Origin of the sequence: Metabacillus bambusae (genome assembly GCF_017497975.1) — a bacterium.
GTDB lineage: Bacteria > Bacillota > Bacilli > Bacillales > Bacillaceae > Metabacillus > Metabacillus bambusae.
Map to the genome: position 1 here is coordinate 1 of NZ_JAGDEL010000041.1, position 24876 is coordinate 24876.

The 24876-nt window shown below is 36.1% G+C and carries 23 protein-coding genes and 1 pseudogene; 22 read left to right on the plus strand and 2 right to left on the minus strand.

The features are described 5' to 3' along the window. Positions 1-676 precede the first annotated feature (676 nt). The 8 genes from I7822_RS28355 to I7822_RS28390 all read left to right on the plus strand — a co-directional run bounded on the left by I7822_RS28355 (position 677) and on the right by I7822_RS28390 (position 8976). Positions 677-877, plus strand: coding sequence for a hypothetical protein (locus I7822_RS28355; protein ID WP_207982384.1), 201 nt, complete (start codon positions 677-679; stop codon positions 875-877). A 493-nt stretch (positions 878-1370) separates the two neighbouring features. Then, the gene (locus tag I7822_RS28360; protein WP_207982385.1) at positions 1371-2789 is read left to right on the plus strand and encodes an ABC transporter substrate-binding protein; all 1419 of its coding nucleotides are present in this window, start codon (positions 1371-1373) and stop codon (positions 2787-2789) included. A gap of 64 nt (positions 2790-2853) precedes the next feature. Beyond that, positions 2854-3816: a carbohydrate ABC transporter permease gene (locus I7822_RS28365; protein ID WP_207982386.1), complete on the plus strand. Its 963-nt coding sequence runs from the start codon at positions 2854-2856 to the stop codon at positions 3814-3816. A gap of 16 nt (positions 3817-3832) precedes the next feature. Next, positions 3833-4651, plus strand: coding sequence for a carbohydrate ABC transporter permease (locus tag I7822_RS28370; RefSeq protein WP_207982387.1), 819 nt, complete (start codon positions 3833-3835; stop codon positions 4649-4651). A 17-nt stretch (positions 4652-4668) separates the two neighbouring features. Then, on the plus strand, positions 4669-5808 hold the full coding sequence (locus tag I7822_RS28375; protein ID WP_207982388.1) for an ABC transporter ATP-binding protein: 1140 nt from the start codon (positions 4669-4671) through the stop codon (positions 5806-5808). Continuing rightward, the gene (locus I7822_RS28380; protein ID WP_207982389.1) at positions 5796-6917 is read left to right on the plus strand and encodes an ABC transporter ATP-binding protein; all 1122 of its coding nucleotides are present in this window, start codon (positions 5796-5798) and stop codon (positions 6915-6917) included. The genes I7822_RS28375 and I7822_RS28380 overlap by 13 nt, the downstream gene beginning before the upstream one ends. A 43-nt stretch (positions 6918-6960) precedes the next feature. Continuing rightward, the gene (locus I7822_RS28385; protein ID WP_207982390.1) at positions 6961-7764 is read left to right on the plus strand and encodes an HAD-IIA family hydrolase; all 804 of its coding nucleotides are present in this window, start codon (positions 6961-6963) and stop codon (positions 7762-7764) included. Further along, positions 7765-8976: a sn-glycerol-1-phosphate dehydrogenase gene (locus I7822_RS28390; protein ID WP_207982391.1), complete on the plus strand. Its 1212-nt coding sequence runs from the start codon at positions 7765-7767 to the stop codon at positions 8974-8976. 84 nt (positions 8977-9060) lie between these two features. Here I7822_RS28390 and I7822_RS28395 read toward each other — a convergent pair whose 3' ends face one another. Beyond that, a complete protein-coding gene (locus tag I7822_RS28395; RefSeq protein WP_207982392.1) occupies positions 9061-9816 on the minus strand; it encodes an SIS domain-containing protein in 756 nt (251 codons plus the stop codon). An 83-nt stretch (positions 9817-9899) separates the two neighbouring features. Between I7822_RS28395 and I7822_RS28400 the strand changes: the two genes are divergently transcribed. The 4 genes and pseudogenes from I7822_RS28400 to I7822_RS28415 form a co-directional block, all read left to right on the plus strand. Further along, positions 9900-10451: a helix-turn-helix domain-containing protein gene (locus I7822_RS28400; RefSeq protein WP_207982393.1), complete on the plus strand. Its 552-nt coding sequence runs from the start codon at positions 9900-9902 to the stop codon at positions 10449-10451. 50 nt (positions 10452-10501) lie between these two features. After that, the gene (locus I7822_RS28405; protein ID WP_207982394.1) at positions 10502-11227 is read left to right on the plus strand and encodes an AzlC family ABC transporter permease; all 726 of its coding nucleotides are present in this window, start codon (positions 10502-10504) and stop codon (positions 11225-11227) included. Continuing rightward, entirely contained in the window at positions 11220-11528 is a 309-nt protein-coding gene (locus tag I7822_RS28410; RefSeq protein WP_207982395.1) for an AzlD domain-containing protein, read from the plus strand. Before I7822_RS28405 ends, I7822_RS28410 begins: the two co-directional genes overlap by 8 nt. Positions 11529-11937: 409 nt before the next feature. Then, a pseudogene (locus tag I7822_RS28415) lies at positions 11938-12192 on the plus strand (NAD-dependent malic enzyme); the annotation flags it as partial. A 350-nt stretch (positions 12193-12542) separates the two neighbouring features. Here the strand turns inward: I7822_RS28415 and I7822_RS28420 are convergent. Beyond that, entirely contained in the window at positions 12543-13331 is a 789-nt protein-coding gene (locus I7822_RS28420) for a DeoR/GlpR family DNA-binding transcription regulator (protein WP_207982396.1), read from the minus strand. A 510-nt stretch (positions 13332-13841) separates the two neighbouring features. On the opposite strand from I7822_RS28420, the gene I7822_RS28425 reads away from it, so the two are divergent. From I7822_RS28425 to fsa, 10 genes are all read left to right on the plus strand, one after another. After that, a complete protein-coding gene (locus tag I7822_RS28425) occupies positions 13842-14957 on the plus strand; it encodes an MDR/zinc-dependent alcohol dehydrogenase-like family protein (protein ID WP_207982397.1) in 1116 nt (371 codons plus the stop codon). A gap of 235 nt (positions 14958-15192) precedes the next feature. Next, positions 15193-16464, plus strand: coding sequence for an MFS transporter (locus I7822_RS28430; protein ID WP_207982398.1), 1272 nt, complete (start codon positions 15193-15195; stop codon positions 16462-16464). Positions 16465-16704: 240 nt separating this feature from the next. Beyond that, the gene (rpiB, locus tag I7822_RS28435) at positions 16705-17166 is read left to right on the plus strand and encodes a ribose 5-phosphate isomerase B (protein WP_207982399.1); all 462 of its coding nucleotides are present in this window, start codon (positions 16705-16707) and stop codon (positions 17164-17166) included. A 1-nt stretch (position 17167) separates the two neighbouring features. Beyond that, entirely contained in the window at positions 17168-18172 is a 1005-nt protein-coding gene (locus I7822_RS28440) for a dihydroxyacetone kinase subunit DhaK (protein ID WP_207982400.1), read from the plus strand. Between the two features lie 13 nt (positions 18173-18185). Then, positions 18186-18836: a dihydroxyacetone kinase subunit DhaL gene (gene dhaL, locus I7822_RS28445; RefSeq protein ID WP_207982401.1), complete on the plus strand. Its 651-nt coding sequence runs from the start codon at positions 18186-18188 to the stop codon at positions 18834-18836. A 285-nt stretch (positions 18837-19121) separates the two neighbouring features. After that, a complete protein-coding gene (gene glpX / locus I7822_RS28450) occupies positions 19122-20093 on the plus strand; it encodes a class II fructose-bisphosphatase (protein WP_207982402.1) in 972 nt (323 codons plus the stop codon). Positions 20094-20252: 159 nt separating this feature from the next. Next, positions 20253-22256 (plus strand): transketolase, encoded by a 2004-nt coding sequence (gene tkt, locus I7822_RS28455; protein ID WP_207982403.1) that lies wholly within the window; start codon positions 20253-20255, stop codon positions 22254-22256. Positions 22257-22474: 218 nt separating this feature from the next. After that, positions 22475-23440: a 6-phosphofructokinase gene (gene pfkA, locus I7822_RS28460; protein ID WP_207982404.1), complete on the plus strand. Its 966-nt coding sequence runs from the start codon at positions 22475-22477 to the stop codon at positions 23438-23440. Positions 23441-23610: 170 nt separating this feature from the next. Beyond that, positions 23611-23739: a hypothetical protein gene (locus I7822_RS30370; RefSeq protein ID WP_279382032.1), complete on the plus strand. Its 129-nt coding sequence runs from the start codon at positions 23611-23613 to the stop codon at positions 23737-23739. A 277-nt stretch (positions 23740-24016) separates the two neighbouring features. Beyond that, on the plus strand, positions 24017-24682 hold the full coding sequence (fsa, locus tag I7822_RS28465; protein ID WP_207982405.1) for a fructose-6-phosphate aldolase: 666 nt from the start codon (positions 24017-24019) through the stop codon (positions 24680-24682). The last annotated feature ends 194 nt before the right edge of the window (positions 24683-24876 follow it).

Consider the following 24876-nt stretch of genomic DNA (forward strand, 5'->3'; position numbering starts at 1 on the left):
CTTTAAAAGAGCTAGTACCCTTCATGTAGTGCTCTACTGATGAAATTTTTGTTTCAAGTGAATACTTTGTCATAAAAAAACTACACCTCCAAATGTTAGTTGTGTCTAACATTTGGGGTGCAGTTCACAATAAGTCAGCCTCTTTTGTTAGTGTGCCATGCATGTTCATCAACTAGACGGTGAAAGTCCGTTATGGACGTCGGAATAGCGAACCATTAGTCGAAGGCAAGGGTGTCCATGGCGACATGGAATCTGAAGGAAATCCTAGGCAAGTCTTTCATCTGAGGTACACGAATCACATTCGGTGAACGTTATTTTAGGACGAGTTTGCTAAACAAAACAAAGTCCAAAATATTCCCGGTAAAATAGTGATAAATGTGGCAGATATATGAGGGAAAAGTGGATGAACTTACCCTGGGAGGTCTATTAGACACCCTCTAAAATAGAAACTTACATAGCGATATGTAATCGAACTAGGAGAAGTCAGTTGAAGTCATAGTACCATTTTAGAATGGTAAGGACGGAACGAAAGGAGGAACCCTGTTAGAGTACCATGACAAGGGAACAAAGACACAGCCAATCATCATATGACTGAAGATAAAGGTGGTTCGGAAAGTACGAATCTATCTTCAGAGTGGAGTTGTCCTTGTGGAATCTTAAGAACACGGGAGCCAATATGAAATCAGATAAATCACTAATTGAACAAATTTTAGATAGAGATAATCTAAACGTAGCTTTCAAGAAGGTCAAAAAGAACAAAGGAGCAGCAGGTGTCGATGCGAAAGATGTAGAAGCTACTCGCCTTTATTTGAAAGAAACCGGACATGAGATTATTAAATTAGAGAGAAGGAAAATACAAGCCACAACCAGTAAGTAGGGTAGAGATACCAAAGCCAAATGGCGGAAGAAGAAAATTGGGGATTCCTACTGATATCTGGATAGACATTTTCAATTGCTTTCCTTTTCACTATTCAAAATTGAAAGTGTACGCAAAACGGTGAAGCAATTTCTGAAGAGCCCGGTGCGGGAAATCCGCACGCCGGGTTCTGTGGGGGTTTGAGCCGCCAAATGGGCGACCTTTCTACCTGGAGTCGGCACGGTAACGTGCCTTATACTCGATTTATAAAATCTAGTATACAACAACTTCTTATAGCACTTTCTTCAAAGATGAAATTCCATAATACCCCAAAGTGTATACTGAAACAAAAAAATAAAAAAATATTCAAAAGATATTGAAAATATATCTAAAAAATATTAATATAAAATTGTAACATTCGAAAATAAGAAAGGGGATAAATGATTAAAAGGGAAATTAAATGAAGTTAAATGAAATTAAATGAAAATTATGATTAAAAGGGGATGGGAAGTAAATGCTAAGGAAATTTTTAATTCCTGTAATTTCTATCATGCTAGTAATTATGGCTGCAGCTTGTTCAAGTAATACTCAATCTTCTGCTGGTAGTAGGGAAAAGGCTGAGAAAACAGATCTTAAAGAATTAGACGGATTTGATTGGAAGCGCTTTAATGGTGAGGAAATTAATGTCATGTTAAACCAACATCCATATGCAGAGGCTATTGTAGAAAGACTTCCTGAATTTGAAGAGTTAACAGGAATAAAAGTGAATCATTCTGTTACCCCTGAAGAAAGTTACTTTGATAAATTAACAACAGCCCTAAATGCTGAAAACGGTAACCCTGATGTATTTATGACAGGGTCTTATCAATTATGGGAATATGCTCCAGCTGGATATATTCAAGAACTAGATTCATTCATTAGTGATGAGAATAGAACAAATGAAGATTATGATGCTGATGACTTCTTTGAAGGAGTGTTAGATGCTGATAGATGGGATTTAACTCCTGGTCATGAAGTTGGTACAGGAAACTTATGGGCTGTTCCACTAGCCTTTGAGTTAAACCTTCTCCACTATAATAAACGTGCTTTTGAAGAAGCAGGCATTACCGCTCCACCAAAAACATTTGATGAATTGATAGAAGTTGCTTCCAAGCTTGAGGGCTGGAATGGGGAAGGATCATATGGAGTAGGGGTACGCGGTACTCGTTCATGGGCGACTATTCACCCTGGTTATATGACATCGTTTGCTAATCATGGTGCAAAAGACTTCGTGATTGAGGATGGAAAATTAGTATCAAAGCTTAATAGTCCAGAATCAGTTGAAATAACTGAAAAGTTTGTAGAGTTAGTTAAGACTGCTGGTCCAAAAGATTGGTCTAACTACACTTGGTATCAAGTAGCTACAGATTTAGCTGCTGGTAAGGCCGCAATGGCATATGATGCAAGTAACTGGTCACTTTACTATAATGTTGAAGGATCTTCAGAAGAAGCTGGAAACCTTGCTGTTACACTTCCTCCAACAACAAAAGAGGGTGAACCAGGTGCAAACATGTGGGTATGGTCAATAGCGATGAATAAATCTTCAGAAAAGAAAGATGCAGCTTGGTTATTTATGCAATACTTCACAGGTAAAGAACATATGCTTTGGGGTGCTACAGAGGCAAATGTTGTCGATCCAGTGCGACAATCTGTATGGGATAATGAAGCATTTAAAGAGAGAATTAGCTTAGCTGAAGGTTATGAAGAAACATTTCAAACTTTAATTGAAAACTCGACAATTAAATTTACTCCACAACCAGAATTCTTTAATGTTACAACAGAGTGGGCATCAGCGCTTCAAGATATTGTGAACGGTAGTGATGCGCAAGAAAGAATGGATACGCTTACAGAAGAAATCAATAAGCGTGTTGAAAGATTAAGAGTTGAAGAGTAAGTGAGTTTTTAAGATGCAACGGAGATCGTCAAATTCTCCGTTGTATTACAAAGGAGGAGTATACATGCAGGCCGAACCTAAACGGAATAGCCCTTTATCACCACCAACATCCACTCCTATCTATCAGGAGATAACGAAAAAGAAAAAAGTCCCTTTTCTTCGTAAAGCAAGACCCTATATTATTTTAAGTCCTGCGTTTTTGTTAACAATAGGCATTTTAATACCTTTTGGAATGGCTATTTATTATTCGTTTACGAACTATTCATTTAAATATTCTGGATATGAGTTCGTAGGTATTGAAAACTATATATATATGTTTAAAGATCCAGGATTTTGGAAAAGTATAGGAGTTACATTGACTTATGCAGGGCTTGGAACACTCATTCAAACAGTCCTGGGTATTGGTATTGCACTCTTATTAAATAGAGAAAACTTTCTTGCAAAATCCCTACGTATTGTTTTAATTTTCCCACTGGTAATTGCACCAGTCATTGCTACATTAGTTTGGCAGCTAATGACGAATAATTCAGTAGGTATTTTAAGTAAATGGTTACGAGCATTTGGTATTAATGACTTTACATGGGGAGCTGATCCAAATACTGCTCTTTTTACCGTTTTGGTCATAGATGCATGGGTATTTACACCATTTGTTATAATCCTGGTTTTGGCTGGTTTAAGATCTCTTCCTAAAGCACCATTTGAATCTGCCTTGATCGATGGTGGGTCCGCATGGTTTACTTTTAAAAACCTTACATTGCCAATGATCATGCCAATGTTATTAATCGCTGTACTGTTTAGACTCATGCTATCCCTTCAGATGTTCGATATAATTTTTGCTCTAACTAGAGGAGGCCCTGGAGATACTTTAATGACTTTACCTTTAACAGCTTACACAGAAGCCTTTACATATAAAGAATTAGGATACGCACTCCCTTATATGTTAATTTTGTGGGTATTTGTTTATGTGGTAAGTCACTATCTGGTGAAGTATTGGAGTCATACTCAGAAGAGAGCATCTGGAAAATAAGAGGAGGGATTATACGGTGAAGGCAAATAAAGTAGTAGATTATTTAAAAAACCTAGGTTTAGTGTTATATGCCATTTTTGCGTTATTTCCTTTGTTATGGCTAGTTATTATTTCATTTAAACACGATAGAGAAATGTTTAGTACAACATTTATTTTTAGTCCAACTTTAGAGAATTATAGAGTGATCTTTTCAAATGGAGAATTTGCAGGGTACTTTTTAAACAATTTAATTGTAAGTGTAGGAGCAATTATCTTGTCAATTATAGTAGGTGTTCCAGCGGCCTATGCCTTGGCAAGATTAGATTTTAAGGGAAAGGAATCAATTGCCTTTCAATTTCTATCTTTTCGTTTTGCACCAGAAATACTAGTAGTACTTCCAATTTTTCTTATTTATCAAGAATTGGGTTTGTATGATACACACTTTGGATTAATATGGATCTTCCAATTAATATCTTTACCTTTAATGATATGGATTCTAAGAGGATATTTTGAGGATATTTCAATAGAGATGGAACATGCAGCAAGGTTAGATGGTTATTCCTGGTGGCAAGTATTTATCAAAATGATCATGCCTCTTATAAGACCGGGTCTAGTAGCGTCATCTTTACTATCATTTATATTTGTATGGAATAACTTTACTTTCTCGTTATTATTAGCAGGTCAAAATGTGACAACCACAACAGTAGCAATGTTAAAATATGTTTCTTCTGACACTGTCCACTACGGGCAAATGGCTGGAGCAGTATTAATTTCATCATTGCCAATTATTATTTTAGCTTTAGCAATTCAAAAACATTTAGTACGTGGTTTAAGTATGGGGGCAGTAAAAGGCTAATGTGAAGGAGGATAAAGATGGCGGATATCAAAGTTGAAAACATTACTAAGACTTTTAAAAAGGATGTTGCATTAAAGGATGTTAGCTTCGAAGTAAAGGATAAAGAGTTTTTTATTTTATTTGGACCGGCTGGTGCAGGGAAAACAACATTATTAAACATTATTGCAGGGATTTATTTGCCCGATTATGGTCATGTCTACTTAAATAAAAAATGCATTGATCATGTAGAACCAGAGGATCGAAATGTGGCCATGGTGTTTGAAGACTATGCACTATATCCTCATTTAACAGTATATGATAACATGGCCTCACCTCTTAGAAGCCCACGCTATAAACAACCAAAAGAGGTTATTGATCGTGAAGTTAAGAGAATTGCTAAAATACTAAGAATTGATTGGCTTTTAGAACGAAACCCATCAGAATTATCTAACGGCCAAAGACAAAGGGTTGGCCTAGGTAGAGCGTTAGTTAGAACCCCTGAAGTGTTTTTAATGGATGAGCCAATCACTCACCTAGACGCGAAGCTTAGACATCAAATGAGAGCGGAATTGAAGGATATGCAACAAAATTTAGACACAACGACCATATATGTAACACATGACTACTTAGAGGCTTTAAGTCTAGGTGATCGAATTGCTGTTATAAATAAGGGGCAAATTGAACAAATCGGTACACCTAAAGAAATATACTATACTCCAGCTAATGAGTTTGTAGCTAGTGCATTTGGTGAACCAGAAATTAATATATTTGACTCTAAAATCATAAAAGAAAACGGAGTAAGTAAGATTACTATTTTTGACCATGATTTATCAATATCTAAAAAGACTAAACAATTGATTGATCAATATAAACTGACTGATATAAGAATTGGTATTCGACCTAAAAATGTAAAATATAGTTTTGTGAAAAAAGATGAGAACTGTATTTTAGGGGTAGTGTATAGTTTCGAACCTTTAGGTGCAAAAGCAATTTTAACAATGAAAATTGGAAACGAATTTATTCGATTGTTAGTTTCCTCCGATATTGGGATTGAGCTAAATCAAGAGGTGTTCATTCAATTAGATATAGAAAATGGAATCTTCTTTGACAGAAATGGTGAAAACATTATCGTTAAACAAAGAGATCATGCAGGGAGGGAACTAGTATGGGAGAATTAGTGATTAAAGATGTTTTCAAAACCTACTATAAAAACAAACAACCAATAAATGCAGTTAAATCGTTAAACCTTCATTGCAAGAATGGTGAGTTTGTTGCCCTACTAGGTCCTTCAGGCTGTGGGAAGTCAACGACGTTACGAATGATTGCTGGGTTGGAGGACATATCATTAGGTGATATTACGATTGGTAATAAAAGAATTAATGATCTTCATCCAAAAGATCGGAATATTGGTTTAGCATTTGAAAATTATGCAATGTATCCACCACTAACAGTATATGAAAATATTGGATTTAATTTAAAAGCTAAAAATGTGCCTGCTAAAAAAATTAAAGAAGAAATCCATAAGATAGCAAATCTCCTAGATATCACTGATTTATTGGATATGAAACCAGGAGCTTTATCTGGTGGTCAAAAACAAAGAGTAAATATCGCAAGAGCATTAATTCGTCGACCTGATGTTTTGTTGTTAGATGAACCACTTTCTCATTTAGACGGTAAGGTGCGACAAAGAATGAGAACAGAAATAAAACATCTTCATACTGAAATTAACTGCACAACAATAATCGTAACACATGACCAATTGGAGGCTATGGCATTGGCTGATCGAATTGCGATTATTAATGATGGTGTTCTCCAACAATTTGGAACGCCGTTAGAAGTATTTAATAATCCTGTTAATGAATTTGTTGCAGGTTTTATTGGAGAACCTCCAATGAATATTTTTACTGTCGTTACAGTTTATGATAATGGGAAGCCTTATTTTAAAACGGAAAACTCTGTCATTAAATTTGAAGTGCCTGACAAATATCTTTCTTATGTTAAAGAAGGGGAGAAATATAAGTTTGGTATTAGACCGACAGATATTACAATCTCTACTGGCGGAAATCAATATACTATACAAACAAATGTTAGTGTATTTGAAAACTTAGGAGAAGAATGTAGAGTTCATATCCGTATCGAAGATGACAACATTTTGAGTGTCGTTTCAAATGAGATTTATCATTTTAATAGTGGAGATCAAATAAAATTATTATTTAATCAAGAAAGAATACATGTATTTGATAGTAAAACAGGTGAAAGGATCGATAAAGTTCTTCAACTATTGTAGGGGTATTATATAGGAATCTCGTTTCTGAAAAGGAGTATCGCCCATGTTGAAAGATGTCGAAGGAGTTTTAATAGATTTAGATGGAACAATATTTAATGGGGATGAATTGATTCCTGGAGCAATTCAAGCAATCTCTTATATAAGATCACTTAATAAGAAAATTATGTTTTTGAGTAATAGAGGCAATTATTCAAGAGAAATGTGCTTTGAAAAACTAACTAGGCTTGGGGTTGAGGTATTGTATGAAGAAATTATTCTATCCTCAACAGTAACAGCCATGTATTTGCAGGAATACTATCCAAAGTGTAGTGTTTGGACTTTAGGAGACGTTGGGTTAAAGGAGGAATTGGAAGGGAGTGGAGTGAAACTAGCTTCTGCACCAGAAGAAGCTGACTTTCTGGTTATTACCTTACATGAAAACTTATCCTATTATGAACTGAATAGAGCATTCCAAGCTGTTCAGCACGGAGCAAGGATATTAGCTACAAACTCTGATAAAACCTTTCCAAATGAAAATGGTAAATCTATTGATGTAGCTGGAATGATTGGAGCAATTGAAGCAGCTACTGGAAAAAGAACAGAATTGGTTTTTGGTAAGCCATCACATTTTATGGTTGAAGCAGCTTTACGACAATTAGCTTTGAATGCAAATCAATGCATGATTATAGGTGATAGCTTGGGATCTGATATTGAAATGGGTAAAATGCATGGAATGAAAACGTTACTCGTACTTTCAGGTAATACCTCTAGAAAACAACTTGAGTTTATTTTAGAGAGTAATAACCCGGATTATGTATGTGATTCCATTAACGAAATCATTAATGAGAAAATGGAGGTGCAACAATAAATGGTGAATTTATTAGAGCTTTCATCACTTGCGGAAAAATGTGATTGTGGTAATAAACATTTTGACTTTGCTATTGATAAAATTGTTATAGGTAAAGATGCATTAGAGGATGCAGTTTCTTATTTGGTAAATAGTAAGCTTCAAAAGGTTGTTTTAGTAATGGATGAACATACATATGAAGCTGCAGGTCGAAAGCTATCATTTCTACTAAATGAAACAGAAATAGACTATATTGAATGTCTGATTAAACCTGATTTCAATGGTGATGTAATAGCAAATGAAATTTCTTTAATTCAAGCAATGATTGAAATTCCTAATGATACTGATATTGTTTTAGCTGTTGGAGCAGGTACGATTCATGATATTGCTAGATTTTGTAGCTATAAAATGGAAAAATCATTTATTTCTATACCAACTGCCCCTTCAGTTGATGGATTTAATTCGATGGGTGCTCCAATCGTTGTTAGAGGATTTAAAACAACTTTTCAGACACAAGCCCCTATAGCTCTTTTTGCAGATATATCTATATTAAAGGAAGCTCCAAAGGATATGATTGCAGCAGGTTTCGGAGATATGTTAGGAAAATATACTTCATTATTAGATTGGCGCTTTTCCCATTTGGCTGCAGGTGAACCTTATTGTCTATCTGCTGCACAAATAACGAGAAAAGCATTGGATGCTTGCGTTGAAAATGTTGACAAGATAGCCGAAGGAGAAGAGGAAGGTATCCTCATTTTGATGGAGGCACTTGTTTTATCAGGATTAGCAATGCTTCTACTAGGTCACTCATACCCAGCATCAGGTGGTGAACATCATGTATCACATTATTGGGAAATGGACTTCTTGCAAAAACAAAAGCCCCAAGTCCTGCATGGTGCAAAAGTTAGTGTCTCTACTCAATTAATTACGGAATTATATAAGAATAGTTTTATAAAGCGATTAAATCTATTGGAAAATAGTAGTCTTATTGATAATGAAAGGATGATTAATGACCACAAAGATGAGTTGTTTCAATTAATACAAGATTTACCAGACGCAAAAGAAATAAGCTTACTTATCCAAAAAGTGGGTGGGATATCGACTCCTAGTGAATTAGGAATAGATAAACATCTTGAAGAAAAAAGTTTGGGAGAGGCTCATAATTTGAGGGATCGATTTACCATTTTGAAGTTCCTGAATGAAACGCATAAGATTGATAAGGTTAAAAATTAAAAGAGTTACGACGTATATTTTTTAAATTGGAGGCTAGACTCAAACATTGAGTTAGCCTCTTTTCTTTAGAAATGAATAGCAATATTAAGCTTCGCTATTCATTCCTACTGTTAACAACTCAATTCGTTTACTATATTTCTGTATCAACGCCTTATTATGTTCATCAGCTCCAGCAATGTTCCCACTTAAAAAGATAGGTGGCTCAAATCCTTCGTCCACCATTTTTTTAATCGAATCGGCAAATATTCCATTTAACATGGCAGCTCCGATAACCGTAGAAGTAGGGGCAAACGGAACCCCGATCTTCTCATAAGTGAGAACAGCATCTCCCTTTATAGAAAAGTTATTAAGGGCTAGGTCAACAACATCAGCGAGGAATTTCCCACCCTTATGTCTAGAGGACTGATTTTTTTTATAGTCAAAAGAGCAAATACCCACAACAAATGCCCTTTTTTCTTTTGCGAGAATCGCTACATCAACTGGAACTGGATTAATGCCAGAAGTTGAAATGACAATGACGACATCATGTCTCTGAATATCTTGTTTTTCCATAAATGATATTGCATAGTCATTTTGTCTTTCTAATTGTGAAGATCTAACCGCACCTTCATGAAGCATTAACGGCTCAATAAAGATTGGCTTTATTGGTGCAAGTCCACCTGCACGATAAAAAACCTCTTCTGTAAGAATATGTGAGTGACCGCATCCAAATAAATGGATGATGCCACCCTTTTGAATACTTTCTGAAATCTTAGCTGCAACCTGCTCCATTACTTCTGCTTCATTTTTAATAACGAGCTGTAGTCTTTCCTGTATTTTCTGAAAGTAAGTCGTTAGCATATAGTTCACCTCGAAATTTTTGTTGTTTGTTATAAAATACAAATGTATACTATATTATACAATGTGGAGAAATGGGAGATATTATGAAATCAATTCAAACACAAATTGCCGAAAATTTAAAGAACATTCGAAAGCTTAGAGGATATAGTTATGATCAGCTTGCAACTTTAACTGGTGTTAGTAAGGGGATGCTATCACAAATTGAAAAGGGGGAATCAAGTCCCACCGTTAATACGTTATGGAAAATAGCCAATGGTCTCCAAGTTTCTTTTTCCTCATTAGTTGAGGAAACGGAACCAACTGTATCCGTCGTTCGTCTGAAACAGAAGTCCGCTGTTACTGAAAATAATGAGTTGTTTCAAGTATATCCATATTTTCCGTTTGATTCCTCGAAAAAGTTTGAAATTTACTATATGGATTTTAAGCCTGGGTGTGTCCATACGTCTGAGCGTCACCACGGAAGTGTTGAAGAATATGTTCTAGTATGTGACGGAGAAGCGACAATATCGATTCATGGTGATGAGTATGTATTAAAAAAGGGTGATTCAATGAAATTTCAGGCCAACCAATCACATACTTATGCGAATCGGACGAAAAAAACAACGAGCTGTTACTTACTGATTTATTATGCTTGAAATCAATAAATTCGAAGATAAGTGTAAAACAACATAAAGGAGGTAGTAAGTTGATTACAACAACTCTAGTAAAAAAACAATCTAGCTTTCTTCAAGGGTTACAAGGAGGAATTAGCATAGCAATCGGCTATTTACCTGTTGCTTTAACATTTGGGCTTCTTTCAAAATCAACTGGTTTATCCCTTTCAGAAACTGTGCTAATGAGTTTAATCGTGTTTGCAGGAGCTTCTCAATATATTTCATTAAGTTTACTAGCTGTCGGAACAGGTGTAATTGAAATCATATTTACAACTTTCATTGTTAACATTCGTCATTTTTTAATGTCTGCTTCTCTAAGTGAGAAGGTTGAAGACGACTCTTTATGGAAAAAGGCACTTTATTCATTTGGATTAACAGACGAAACCTTTACTGTTGCATCAACTAAAGAGGGAACTGTGAATGCAGGGTATTTGTTTGGGTTAATGTTTATTTCATATGCTAGTTGGGTCGTGAATTCTGGAATCGGTTATGTGATTGGCGCGAGTCTCCCGACAACTGTTCAAGAAAGCATGGGAATTGCCTTATACGCAATGTTTATAGGATTATTAATCCCATCGCTAAAAAAACATCGAAGGGTGCTTTATTTAGCAGTAGTGGCAGCCATCTTAAACTCGCTTTTTTATGCAACGCAAATGATATCAACTGGCTGGTCGATTGTTTTATCGACATTGGTGTCTGCAATGGTTGTTGAACTTTTCTATTCAAACTTTGTAAAAGAGGTGGATCAGCATGGATAAATCCATTTTGTTTATGATAATAGGGATGGGACTTGTTACATATATCCCGCGGATGATTCCACTTGTCGCATTAAGCCAATTAAAATTGCCTGTTTTTGTTCAGAATGTATTAAAGAATGTTCCATATGCAACATTGGGTGCATTAATTGTACCAGGTATTTTTCTTATTAGTGAGGATCTAACGTTTGGGATAGTCGGAGCAATTACGGCAACTATGATTGCGTTTACCGGAGCAAATGTTATCGTCGTTGTAATGGGAGCAATTGGTACGCTTGTATTGTATAGTATGTTTTTTACGTAGTGTAAGCTCAATATGTAGGGGAATGAAATGTGCTAAGACGTCTAGCTTCTGCGCCTAGCCCATAAAAATTGTTCCACTTTTGTTAAATCTGTTGTATATCATCTCAGTTAAAAAACTGTATTACAACAGAGGGGGTGAGGTGTTCTTAGAAAGATAGAAGGGGATTGATGGATAAAAGAAAGTGGAAAACTATAGCAACAGAAGCGTTATGAATGTATCAAAGGATATATCCAACTTTCCTATTGTAAAATTATTAAATGAAAACAATTAATTTACACGCTAATAAAGCTTAAAAATTTTAAATTTTTTGGGGAAATGGACAATAAAGTTTTTATCTTTTTCCTAAAAACAAGGGGAGACATTTATGTCAACATTACGCGAAGAAGCATAAAAAATGCATAAGGATAATCAACTAGCTAACAAGAAAATTGAAGAGATTCGCTTTGTGACAAATGGTGCTGGCGCTGCAGGCGTCGCTATTGTAAAGCTATTGCTTCATATGGGTGTAAAAGAGTCATCCTATGTGATACAACAGGAATGATTTATGAAGGACGCTCGGTTGGTATGAATCCATTCAAAGAAGAAATGGCACGAAATCATCAACAAAGAACAAAAGAAGGGGGCATTAGCAGACGCCCTTGTAGGAGCAGACGTATTTATCGGCTGTATTTTAGAAGTTAACCTTCTTATCGTCTAGCGATTTAATAAAATTCTTAAAAAGGAAATGGTATAGTGTCCAGTTACAGAAGGATAGTTAGAATAGAAAGACCGACTCCATCAGCTTAAATTGGTGGAGCCGGTCTTTCTTTTGGCTCTGATAAACTTGGTTGTTGATTCCGCTGCAGGCGTTCGCTTTCCGCTGGCGGTCCGGGAGCCTCCTCGGTGCTTTGCACCTGTGGGGTCTCCCTGGACTCGCACTCTCGCAGGAGTCTCACGTATTCGTTCCAATCAACAAAGTGCCAAAATCAACAGTGAGCTTTAACAGATCCTTTCTTTAAACAAAGTTGAAGGGATTCAATTACTATCAGGTTCTACTTGCGTTATAGTAATGTTTAGTCCATTTAATTTATGTGCAAATTCCTCAGTAATATCGCCATCAGTAATGATTCCATTAATTTGTTCAATTGATGCGAAAGAGGCAATGGAATTTTTATTGATTTTTGTATGGTCAAGCAATGCAATTACTTTTTTTGAAGAATTAACCATCGCTTTTTTTAATTCAACTTCATAAACACTAAAGTCTGTTAAACCGGACTCTAAAGAAAAGCCATTTGCCGAAGTGAACATGATATCAATGTGAATTTGATTTAATATATTTACTCCAAGACTACCTTCTAAAGAGTGAGAACCTCTTTTTACAATCCCACCTAGTAAAATAACGGTTACATCTGGATGTTCATTCAATTCTAGTGCTGTCTTGATTCCGCTAGTAACTACGGTTAATCTAATGTTCATATCGGCTAAGATACGAGCTAGTTCTAGAGCTGTTGAACTAGCATCTAGCATAATACATTGACCATTTGAAATAAATTCAATCGCTTTTTTGGCAATAGCCGTTTTTTCATCTTTGTTTTTTCTTTCTCTTGTAGAAAAGCTATTCTCACTCTCTATATGATCAGTTAACATGGCTCCACCATGAGTTCGTTTGAGTAGACCATCTTCTTCTAATTTAGTGAGATCTGTTCTTAATGTAGCTTCTGATACGTTAATTTCTGTTGAAAGATCCTTTATCGTTACCCTTTGATGTTCATTTAACATATCCATAATGCGTTTTCTTCTCTCTGGTGCAAACATCTTTCCCATCATATCACCCTATGCGTTAGTTTAATTAGTAAATTTCTTTTATAGTGAAAAGTAGTTTTACATGAAAATGAAAATTATTTATTATAATAACATTACATCATTTATTAGTTCTATTGTAAATTATTTAATAATAAAAATAAATAAAAACAAAATAACAATAAATAAAAAAAATCTTGACTAAATGATAAATAAAATAATACAATGAGAACAGGAAATAGTATTTCGAAAGAAAATGATAGTAAATGAAAAACAAAACGTTATATTCAAAAGTATACGAAACAAATAGAGTGAGATATTTAAATTTGAAGTATTTTCACTTTGCTATCACTACCAAAACTTTGGTTTAATTTTCTAAATGTTAAATGTAAGCGTTATATCAATAGTTTTCAATGATAAAGATTAGTAATGACAAAAACAAGTGTTCATTTTGTTCTTATTATAATTATAATTGTAACTATAAATCTTTGAATATAACAAAAAACTACAATAATCCTAGGGGAGAGATGTCAAATGTGTTCAAACACGATTACAAAACAAGATTTTACTAATTTGGTTATTCCAAAGACAATGAAAGCAGTTGTAGCATATGAGCCGGGCGATTATCGTTTAGAAGAGGTGGCAGTGCCTGAAATTAGTGAAGGAGAAATACTTGTAAAAGTTGAAGCTTGTGGAATTTGTGCTGGAGATTTGAAAGCGTTTGAAGGAGCTCCGAGTTTCTGGGGAGATGAAAGTCAACCAGCTTATATTAAAGCGCCAATGATCCCAGGTCATGAGTTTATCGGACATGTTGTTGGACTAGGAGAGGGAGTTGAAGGGTTTGAAATCGGAGATCGTGTTATTTCCGAACAAATTGTTCCTTGTTGGAAATGTCGTTTTTGTAACCGTGGTCAATATTGGATGTGTGAAAAGCACGATCTTTATGGCTTCCAAAATAACGTAAATGGAGCTATGGCTGAGTACATGAAGTTCACTAAAGAAGCTATTAATTATAAAGTACCAGAAGATTTACCAATTGAAAAAGCGATATTAATTGAACCATATGCTTGTTCTTTCCATGCAGTTCAGCGTGCAAAAATTCAGCTTGGAGATGTTGTGGTACTTGCAGGGGCAGGAACATTGGGTCTTGGAATGATAGGGGCCATTAAAAAGTCAGGGCCAGGAAAATTAATTGTATTAGATCTATTTGAAGACCGTTTAGAGCTTGCAAAGCAATTTGGAGCTGACATGGTTATTAACCCAGCAAAAGAAGATGCAATCGCAATTGTTAAAGAATTAACAGATGGTTATGGATGCGATATTTATATAGAAGCAACAGGTGCTCAAAAATCTGTTGAGCAAGGCTTAACAATGATTCGTAAGCTTGGTACATTTGTAGAATTTAGTGTATTTAAGGATCCAGTAACAGTTGACTGGAGTATTATAAGTGATCGAAAAGAACTTGATGTATTAGGTTCTCATTTAGGTCCATATTGCTACGAACCCGTAATTACCGGTATAGCGAATGGTGATCTACCAACTGAAGGTGTTGTCACACATGAGTTACCGTTAGAAGAATTCGAAAAAGGATTCCAATTAGTTAAGAACGGCGCTGAATCGTTAAAAGTAGTTCTTAATCCGAATTTATAATAATGGGGTAGAGAATGGTTTTAAGCAAAAAAGCGTTACCTGCTAAATATTAGTTGATTCGTTTGGGATAGGAATTGCTTTTAAGTTATTTACGAATAATTTACTATTAGATCCTCCCTCCACGCCTTTATTTGGAAGGTATGTTATGGCAATAGATATTATTCTTCATCCTTAACAAGATTCTGAAAACAGCAACTTTGTTAAGGATGAAAATCCCAGTTATAGGAGGAGTAAGATGAATCAAGGTATATTAGGGAAAATGGGTATGGACTCTAAGATGGCCCTCGGTTATCTTGGGGTTTTAATCTTTATGATGGGGGACGGCCTTGAACTAGGTTGGTTGTCTTCTTATTTAACTGATAATGGATTAACTGTACAACAGTCTGCCTTATTATTTAGTGTTTACGGCTTTGCGGTTGCCATTGCAGCATGGTTATCGGGTGTACTTGCTGAGGTTTTAGGACCTAGAAAAGCAATGATGATTGGTGTCACGCTATTTGTATTAGGTACATTCGTTTTCTTAACAATTGGAATCCCGACAATGAATTTAGCAGTTATGATTCCAACATATTCCCTTAGAGGGCTTGGATATCCACTATTTGCCTATTCATTTTTAGTATGGATTACGTACTATGCACCAAGCGATAAACTTGGGACGGCTGTTGGTTGGTTCTGGGTAGCCTTTGCTGGAGGATTAAATGTTTTAGGGGCGTATTATTCGAGCTTTGCCCTACCAATCTTAGGGGAAATGAAAACCCTATGGAGTGCTTTGATTTTCGTTGCTTTAGGTGCAACTATTGCAATTCTTTTAAATAAAGAAGATAACAGTAGTCAAAAAAAGTTTAAAACAAAGGCAGATGCTCTTAAATATATTGCAAAAGGAATTACAATCGCTTTTGAAAAACCGAAAGTAGGATTAGGTGGAATTGTTCGAACAATCAATACTGCAGGTGCTTATGGATTTGTCGTGTTTCTCCCTGCATATATGATGGAAATTGGATTTACAAGAACAGAATGGCTACAAATTTATGGAGCACTTTGGTCTAGTAATGTCATTTTCAACCTAATTTGGGGAATTGTTGGAGATAAATTAGGGTGGCGTAATACGATTATGTGGTTTGGTGGGATTGGATGTGCTGTCTTTACTGCAGGCCTTTACTATGTACCTTCAGTTATGGGACCTAACTATGTAGCAACAACTGTAGTAGCCATTTGTTTTGGAGCTTGTTTAGCTGCTTATGTTCCTCTTTCTGCGTTAATTCCTTCTTTAGCACCAGAAAACAAAGGTGCGGCAATGTCAATTCTTAACCTTGGTGCAGGATTAAGTCAATTTATTGGACCTGTAATTGTGGGTGCTTTCATCGCTAGTGTAGATACAGTAGGGATTATTTGGATATTTACAGGATTATATCTATTTAGTTCATTCCTAATGATCTTTGTATCATTACCGAAACATGACAATGAAGTGCATACAGCAGACCCTGTAGAACTTAAAGCAGCACAATAGTATTATCGTTTTTTATTGAAAATTAAATATGTAATATAAATAAGAACGTCTTTTGCAGACGTTCTTATTATTTTTGAGATTTTCCTGATTTAAACCACTTATTGAAAATAATCAAAAATAAATGAAAATAAAAACAAAAATATTATTGACTTTTTTGGTTGGAAATGAAAAAATATAAGTATAAATATTAAGCTTTAAAAATATAAAAATATGAAGATAATAAAGAGAGGGAGATATATAATGAAAATTGGATTAGGAAGCGATCATAACGCTTTTGAAATGAAAGAAAGCTTAAGTGAGTATATAAAAGAATTGGGACACGAGGTTGTTGATTATGGATGTAAATCTTGTGTTGAAGTAGATTATCCTGAAGTAGCATTTGAAGTGGCAGTTGATATAAACGATAATAAAATTGATAGAGGCGTTTTAGTATGTGGTACCGGGATTGGTGTTGCAATTGCCGCTGGAAAAGTACCAGGTATCCGTGCAGCCTTATGTCATGATACGTATTCAGCAGAGAGAGCTCAGAAAAGTAATAATGCTCAAGTGTTAACAATGGGAGCAAAAGTAATTGGTATTGAACTTGCTAAACAAGTTGTAAAAACATATCTAGAATCAGAATTCCCAGGTGGAAATTCTGCAAGAAAGGTTCAACAAATTATCGATAAAGAACAAGAATTTTTGAAAGGGGCAAGTGTTTAATATGAAAAAGCTTATTAATAATCCAACACATGTTGTAGATGAAATGATAGAAGGGTATATAAAAGCGTTTCCAAAGCATGTTAAACTATTACCGGAAAATAAACGTTCCATTGTTACTGCAAAAGAAACTCTCTCTGGTAAAGTTGGCGTACTTATCGGTGGAGGTTCTGGTCATGAGCCAGCATTCATGGGATATGTCGGAGATGGAATGGCTGACGGAGTTGCTATAGGGAATATTTTTGCTTCTCCTCCGCCAGATCCAATTCTTGAAGTTACAAGAGAAATTGATAAAGGTGCAGGTGTGGTTTACATTTACGGGAATTATGCAGGTGACGTAATGAACTTTGGAATGGCAGCTGAGTTGGCTGATTTAGAATATGGAATTAATGTAGGAGCTGTTCTTGTAACAGATGACGTAGCATCTGCTCCGAAGGAAGAAAAAGAAAAGCGCAGAGGTATTGCAGGAGAATTTTTTGTAACAAAAGCTGCAGGTGCTGCAGCAGATAAGGGTTATGGTTTAGAAGACGTGGTACGAGTGGCTAAAAAAACAAATGATAATACACGTACAATGGGTGTTGGATTAACTCCTTGCTCTTTACCACAGACTGGAAAGCCTAGCTTTGAACTTGAGGATAATGAAATGGAAATTGGTCTAGGTCATCATGGTGAACCAGGAATTGAGAAGGGGGAGCTACAACCTGCAGATCAAGTAGCAGATCGCTTAGTTGAAGATATTTTGGCCGATATGCCAATAGATAAAGGCGAAAAGGTGGCCGTCCTTGTAAACGGTTTAGGTTCCACAACACAAATGGAGCTATACATCATGTTTAGAAGAGTTGAACAAATCCTTAGTGAAAAAGGAATAGAAATTCATAGATCCTATGTTGGAAGCTATAGTACATCATTAGAAATGGGCGGTTGCTCAGTAACGATAACAAAGTTAGATGATGAATTAAGTGAATTCGTCGATCATCCAGCTGATTGCCCAATGTATGCTCAAAGATAAGGGGGAAAATGAAATGAAATTTACAGCAGCAGATTTAAAACAATTCTTAAAAAACGTAGTAAATGTTATGGAAGATAATAGTGAGTACTTGTCAGAGCTTGATCGTAAGTTAGGAGACGGTGACCATGGTGTTACAATGTCAATTGGCTGGCAGGCAATTAATGAAAAATTGAATGATGATTTAACTAGTGAGGAAGATTGCGGGAAGATTTGTATTACTACTGGTCGTACGTTCTTAAGTGCAGTTGGTTCTTCTGTAGGACCACTATATGCTACAGGTTTTCTAAGAGGAGCAAAAGTGTTCCAAAATAAATCTGAATTAACAGGTGAAGAGTTGAGGGATTTCTGGGTGGCTTTTATTGAAGGGATTAAAGAGCGTGGAGGAGCAGAAGTAGGCGACAAAACAATGGTCGATACACTTCATCCGGCGATGGAAACTTTAAAGACTTCTTATAACGAAACGAATGATTTTGTAACCGCATTTACAGCAGCAGTTGCTTCTGCTAATAAAGGAATGGAATCTACGAAAGACTTACTCTCTAAACGAGGAAGATCTAGTCGTTTAGGTGAAAGATCTTTAGGTAATCAAGATCCTGGTGCAACATCAGCATTCTTAATTCTTGATACGTTCTTAACTACAGTTAACTCAGTTCAAGCAGTATAAATTTTAATTGAAATATTCACTGCTAATCAAAGATTCATCTATAACTATCACATAGTGGGTAAAAGTTAGATGAATCTTGATTAGATTAAAATGTATACTTATTCAATGGAGAAATACGTAATTTGTGTTTAAATGGGTAGTTATCTAATAAGTTAGTGATATAGAGGTATGTTCTCTTTGAGTAGAAAGATTCCATTGAGCTTTTCAATGAGTAAAATGAATATTTATTAATTGTTATGCATTTTAATTCAATGGTAATGAATTTAACATTATAGGAGGGGAAATATGTACCCTAAAACGAATGTTACCAATAAAGAGTATGTGCAAGTATTAGCGATGGATTTCCTTGCTGTTGCGCAACAGGCAGCTATTGCATCCTATCCATGGGTAGGGAAAGGAAATAAACTCGGGGCTGATGGTGCGGGGACTGAAGCCATGCGCAATCAAATGAATTCGATTGATATGAACGGATTAATTGTCATTGGTGAAGGAGAAATGGATGAGGCGCCAATGCTTTATATAGGTGAAGAGCTTGGGACTGGCGTGGGACCTCATGTTGATATTGCAGTGGACCCTGTTGAAGGAACAAGTTTAATGGCAAAAGGACAGGATAACTCAATTGCTGTCATTGCTGTTGCTAGCCGAGGAAGTTTGTTGCACGCTCCAGATATGTATATGAAAAAGATAGCTGTAGGACCGAAAGCAAAAGGTGCGATCAATTTAAATTTGTCTCTTACAGAAAACATGATATCAGTTGCGAAAGCTTTAGGAAAAGATGTTAGTGAATTAATCGTTATGATCCAGGACCGTGATCGTCACGAGGATCTAATAACGCAAGTATTTGATCTAGGGGCAAGAGTCAAGTTGTTTTCAGATGTTGATATTACTGGAGCGATCGCCACTGCTATAGAAGAAGTGGATATCGATATATTAGTAGGTACGGGCGGAGCACCAGAGGGAGTATTAGCTGCAACTGCTTTAAAGTGTTTGGGTGGAGATTTTCAAGGGCAGCTAGTTCCTCAAAATCAAGAAGAAATTAATCGATGTATGAAGATGGGTATCTCTGATCCTAGCAAAATCTTAACGCTTGATGAAATCGTTAAGACAGATGATTGTTTTTTCGTTGCAACAGGCATTACGGACGGTACGCTATTAAAGGGTGTTAAGAAAAAAGAGGATGGAAATATGTTTACTCATTCATTTATAGCTGTTGGTGGCAGAAGTAAGAATTACCAATTTATTGAGTCTCGTTACTAATAAGTAATCAAAAGATGAAAAAACCAAATATAATGGCCCTTTTATAAGGGAGTTTTTAATTGATGATAAATGAATAACATCATAAACAAACCCAAGGCATCTATTACGGGAAAGGCAAGTTTGTAAAAGTTTTCAATAAAGAGTTTAGGAGGAATTAATATGATTGAACAAAAAGTAAATGTTGATCAGTTATCCATTCACACCATTAGAACGATATCAATTGATGCTATTGAAAATGTAGGCTCTGGTCATCCGGGCATGCCAATGGGCGCTGCACCAATGGCTTATACTCTTTGGTCAAAATTTATGAATTATAATCCTAGTAACCCTAATTGGTTTAACCGTGACCGCTTTGTGTTATCAGCAGGGCATGGTTCCATGTTATTATACAGCCTACTCCATTTAACAGGGTATGACGTTTCTATCGATGACATAAAGAACTTTCGTCAATGGGGAAGCAAAACCCCTGGACATCCTGAATACGGTCACACGCCAGGTGTTGATGCAACAACTGGTCCATTAGGTCAAGGTATAGCTATGGCAGTTGGAATGGCAATGGCTGAGAGTCACATGGCAGCAACCTATAATCGAGAAGAGCTTAACGTTATTGATCATTACACATATAGCATTTGTGGAGATGGAGACCTGATGGAAGGTGTATCTGCTGAAGCTGCATCACTAGCAGGACATCTAAAGCTTGGAAAACTAGTCGTTATGTATGATTCTAATGATATTTCACTGGATGGCGATCTTAATATGTCATTTAGTGAAAGTGTTGAAGATCGATTTAAAGCATACAACTGGCAAGTAATTCGTGTAGAGGATGGCAATGATTTAGAGGAGATCTCTCAAGCAATAGCAAAAGCAAAAGCAAATACAGAACAGCCAACATTGATAGAAGTGAAAACTGTGATTGGGTACGGCTCTCCAAACAAAGGTGGTAAATCGGCTTCACATGGCTCTCCTCTTGGTAAAGATGAAATTCAACTTGTAAAAGAACATTATAAATGGAGCTATGAAGAAGACTTTTATATCCCAGATGAAGTAAAATCACATTTTGCAGAACTTAAAAAATCGGCAGAACAGAAAGAACAAGCATGGAATGAACAATTCTTTCTTTACGAGAAATCATATCCATTACTTGCTAAAGAATTAAAAACAGCGATCAATGGTGAGCTACCGAAAGGTTGGGATACGGATGTTCCAGCGTATCGTGTAGGAGAAGATAAGCTAGCAACTCGTACTTCAAGTGGTGAAGTCCTTAACGCTCTTGCTAAAAATGTTCCTCAACTATTTGGGGGCTCAGCTGATTTAGCATCATCTAATAAAACCTTATTAAAGGGAGAAACAGATTTTAGTAGTACAAATTATAGTGGTCGAAACATCTGGTTTGGTGTTCGCGAATTTGGAATGGGTGCAGCTCTAAATGGTATGGCACTGCATGGTGGTATAAAAGCTTTTGGTGCAACATTCTTCGTATTCTCAGACTATTTACGTCCAGCTATTCGTCTGTCAGCATTAATGAAGTTACCAGTCACCTATGTATTCACACATGATAGTATCGCAGTTGGTGAAGATGGACCAACACATGAACCAGTTGAACAGCTTGCTACTTTGCGTGCAATGCCAGGGTTATCTACACTTCGACCTGCTGAAGGAAATGAGACAGCAGCTGCATGGAAGCTTGCATTAGAGAGTAAAGATGAACCAACAGCCCTTGTTCTGACTCGTCAAGATTTACCAACTCTTGTTAATTCCGAAAATGCCTACGAAGGTGTCAAAAAGGGAGCGTATGTTATTTCTCAAGCAAAAGGAGATGCTGTTGGTTTATTATTAGCTTCTGGATCTGAAGTTGCGTTAGCAGTAGAAGCACAAAAAGCCTTGGAAGATGAAGGGGTTTTTGTTTCAGTTGTAAGCATGCCAAGCTGGGATCGTTTTGAAAAACAATCTGAAAGCTATAAAGAAAGTGTCATTCCGAAAAACGTGAAAGCTCGTCTCGGAATTGAAATGGGTGCTTCCTTAGGATGGAGTAAATATGTTGGAGACAACGGATCTGTGCTAGCTATTGATCAATTTGGAGCGTCAGCACCTGGAGACAAAATAATTGAAGAATATGGTTTTACAGTTGAGAATGTTACTTCTCAGTTTAAAAGGCTAATCTAAATAGTGATAATTTAATGAAAATAAAGAGCATTTTATGCAGATAAAGTAGAAATTATTTTACTATCTTTTGGCAGAATTAACCACTTGGTAATCTGCCCTTTTTAATATCAAATATTTACAAATTAAAAGGTAAGGTGACAACTATGTTACATACAGTCATTCTTTTTACAGTTACACATGACCTTTTATTAAACAGGAAAACATGGAGGTAATAATGAATGAAGAAAATTGCAGTTTTAACTGGTGGTGGCGATGCTCCGGGAATGAATGCTGTCATTCGTGCTGTTGTTCGAAGAGGAATATTTAAGGGTCTGGAGGTTTATGGAATTCATCATGGTTTTAAAGGTTTAATTGACGGCGATTTTGTTAAAATGTCCAAAGGTAGCGTAGGTGATATTATTCATCGCGGAGGCACGATCTTACAATATGCACATTTTGAGAATTTCAAGACAGTTGATGCTCAAAAGCAGGCCATAGCTCAACTAATAAATGCCGGCATTGACGGTCTAATCGTAATTGGAGGAAATGGTTCCTTTAAAGGTGCGGAAAAATTAAACACTCTAGGATTCCCTACTGTGGGTATTCCGGTAACAGTTAATAATGATATTGCAGGAACGGAGTATTCAATTGGATTCGATACAGCCGTCAACACTGCTGTAGCAGCTATTGATAAAATTCGTGATACTGCATCTTCTCATGATCGCACTTATGTTATCGAGGTAATGGGACGTCATGCAGGAGATATTGCTTTATGGTCTGGAATGTGCTCTGGAGCAGAATCCATTATTATTCCTGAAGCCGATCATAAAGTGGAAGATGTAATCGACCGTATAAAACAGGGATATAAGCGTGGCAAGACACATAGTATTATTGTGGTTGCAGAAGGGGTAGGTAAAGGTATAGGGCGTGAGTTGGGGAAAGTCATTCAAGAGAAAACAGGCTTTGACACAAAAGTGACCATTCTTGGGCATATTCAACGCGGAGGATCTCCTAGTGCCTACGATCGGATGATGAGCAGTCAAATGGGAGCAAAAGCAGTGGATATATTAGTAGAAGGTAGTAAAGATGTAATGGTGGGGTTGAAAAATGGGAAACTGATTCATACACCATTTGAGGAAGTGGTAAAAGATAAACACACCCTTGATCTGAGCATACACCAATTAGCAAGAAGTCTATCTATATAGAGCTGAGATAAAATGAGAAATACAAAAATAGTTTGTACAATTGGCCATACGTGTAAAAAACCTATATGAAGAGGAAGAAAATTGGGCTGTTCCCATTGGTTTGTATATTTGTTCTTTTCATATTTATAGTACTTAGGGTATCGTTTCTGAAAGAAGAAGATAAGCCTAAAATGATAGTTGTTTTGAAACAACTGAACACAGAGTATTGGAAAATCATTGATGCACGGGCAGAAAAAGCAATTGATGATTTTAATATAGATGGTGAAGTAATTGCTCCTGATTCTAAATATACATGTTGAACAAGCACTGAAAGCCATTAAAGGGGGACACCTTAAAAATAGAATTGATAGTGGGGTTGATATTTTTAACTGAGGATAATGTGAAAGATAGGTTGAATTTCCAGACCAAAGTATTAAAGGGTAAAGGAAATTCCTTCTTATATGGGATGCCTCCAAAAATTCAGTTAGAGTATGGAAAGTAATATCTACTCAATCTCATTCTGGTGTAGGTAGGCCAAAGAGAGATGTGGAATAGAATAAGACAATATAAATACTAAAATAGGAAGTGGTAATCGACATGAAATTTTTCATTGATACAGCAAAACTTGAAGAAATAAAAAAAGCGAATAAAATTGGGATCTTATCTGGTGTTACGACTAATCCATCATTAGTTGCTAAAGAAGGTATCAAATTGGAAGATCGTATCGCAGAAATTTGTCAATCAGTACCAGAAGTTGAATCAGTTTCCGCAGAAGTGACTCCTGAAGCTGTGACTGCAGAAGAAATGATTGCACAAGCAGAAGAACTGATAAAAATTAATAATGGAGACAAGAAAATAACGATAAAACTTCCTATGACTTTACCTGGATTAGAAGCTTGTCGTTACCTAACAAAAAAAGGTGTTAAAACAAACGTTACACTGATCTTTACAGTGAATCAAGCACTATTGGCTGCGCGAGCGGGGGCTACCTATGTTTCTCCATTTTTAGGTCGATTAGATGATATCTCTGAAGATGGAGTACAATTAGTTACTAAAATTGCAGAATTATTCCGTGTTCATAAGCTAGAATCACAAATTATCGCTGCTTCTGTTCGACATCCAGATCATGTAACACGAGTAGCTTTGGCAGGTGCTAATATTGCGACTATTCCATACTCAGTCATTGAACAACTTTCAAAGCATCCACTAACAGATCAAGGTATCGAAAAATTTGCTACTGATTGGGGAAAAGGCTCCTATTAGTTAGGAGTGTCTACAATAAGAAATCGTTATTATATTTATAAGTGAATGTTAAAAAAGCTAGGGGAATTTGAAGTGACCCCATAAAGTGAGACAAGGAAAAAACACCTCCTGAGTCGTATTTAATCAATATGATTCTAGCGGAGGTGTTTTTCTTATGGGTACAAGAATCCCTTATCCAGAGGAAATTAAATGGA

Bases quoted from the DNA above. Each gene is read 5' to 3' on its own strand.
- glpX (WP_207982402.1), top strand. From the start codon at position 19,122: ATGTACCCTAAAACGAATGTTACCAATAAAGAGTATGTGCAAGTATTA.
- rpiB (WP_207982399.1), top strand. From the start codon at position 16,705: ATGAAAATTGGATTAGGAAGCGATCATAACGCTTTTGAAATGAAAGAA.
- I7822_RS28360 (WP_207982385.1), top strand. From the start codon at position 1,371: ATGCTAAGGAAATTTTTAATTCCTGTAATTTCTATCATGCTAGTAATT.
- I7822_RS30370 (WP_279382032.1), top strand. From the start codon at position 23,611: ATGATAGTTGTTTTGAAACAACTGAACACAGAGTATTGGAAAATCATT.
- I7822_RS28355 (WP_207982384.1), top strand. From the start codon at position 677: ATGAAATCAGATAAATCACTAATTGAACAAATTTTAGATAGAGATAAT.
- I7822_RS28400 (WP_207982393.1), top strand. From the start codon at position 9,900: ATGAAATCAATTCAAACACAAATTGCCGAAAATTTAAAGAACATTCGA.
- I7822_RS28380 (WP_207982389.1), top strand. From the start codon at position 5,796: ATGGGAGAATTAGTGATTAAAGATGTTTTCAAAACCTACTATAAAAAC.
- dhaL (WP_207982401.1), top strand. From the start codon at position 18,186: ATGAAATTTACAGCAGCAGATTTAAAACAATTCTTAAAAAACGTAGTA.
- I7822_RS28385 (WP_207982390.1), top strand. From the start codon at position 6,961: ATGTTGAAAGATGTCGAAGGAGTTTTAATAGATTTAGATGGAACAATA.
- I7822_RS28425 (WP_207982397.1), top strand. From the start codon at position 13,842: ATGTGTTCAAACACGATTACAAAACAAGATTTTACTAATTTGGTTATT.
- I7822_RS28410 (WP_207982395.1), top strand. From the start codon at position 11,220: ATGGATAAATCCATTTTGTTTATGATAATAGGGATGGGACTTGTTACA.
- I7822_RS28365 (WP_207982386.1), top strand. From the start codon at position 2,854: ATGCAGGCCGAACCTAAACGGAATAGCCCTTTATCACCACCAACATCC.
- pfkA (WP_207982404.1), top strand. From the start codon at position 22,475: ATGAAGAAAATTGCAGTTTTAACTGGTGGTGGCGATGCTCCGGGAATG.
- I7822_RS28395 (WP_207982392.1), bottom strand. From the start codon at position 9,816: ATGCTAACGACTTACTTTCAGAAAATACAGGAAAGACTACAGCTCGTT.
- I7822_RS28375 (WP_207982388.1), top strand. From the start codon at position 4,669: ATGGCGGATATCAAAGTTGAAAACATTACTAAGACTTTTAAAAAGGAT.
- I7822_RS28390 (WP_207982391.1), top strand. From the start codon at position 7,765: ATGGTGAATTTATTAGAGCTTTCATCACTTGCGGAAAAATGTGATTGT.
- fsa (WP_207982405.1), top strand. From the start codon at position 24,017: ATGAAATTTTTCATTGATACAGCAAAACTTGAAGAAATAAAAAAAGCG.
- tkt (WP_207982403.1), top strand. From the start codon at position 20,253: ATGATTGAACAAAAAGTAAATGTTGATCAGTTATCCATTCACACCATT.
- I7822_RS28430 (WP_207982398.1), top strand. From the start codon at position 15,193: ATGAATCAAGGTATATTAGGGAAAATGGGTATGGACTCTAAGATGGCC.
- I7822_RS28420 (WP_207982396.1), bottom strand. From the start codon at position 13,331: ATGGGAAAGATGTTTGCACCAGAGAGAAGAAAACGCATTATGGATATG.
- I7822_RS28440 (WP_207982400.1), top strand. From the start codon at position 17,168: ATGAAAAAGCTTATTAATAATCCAACACATGTTGTAGATGAAATGATA.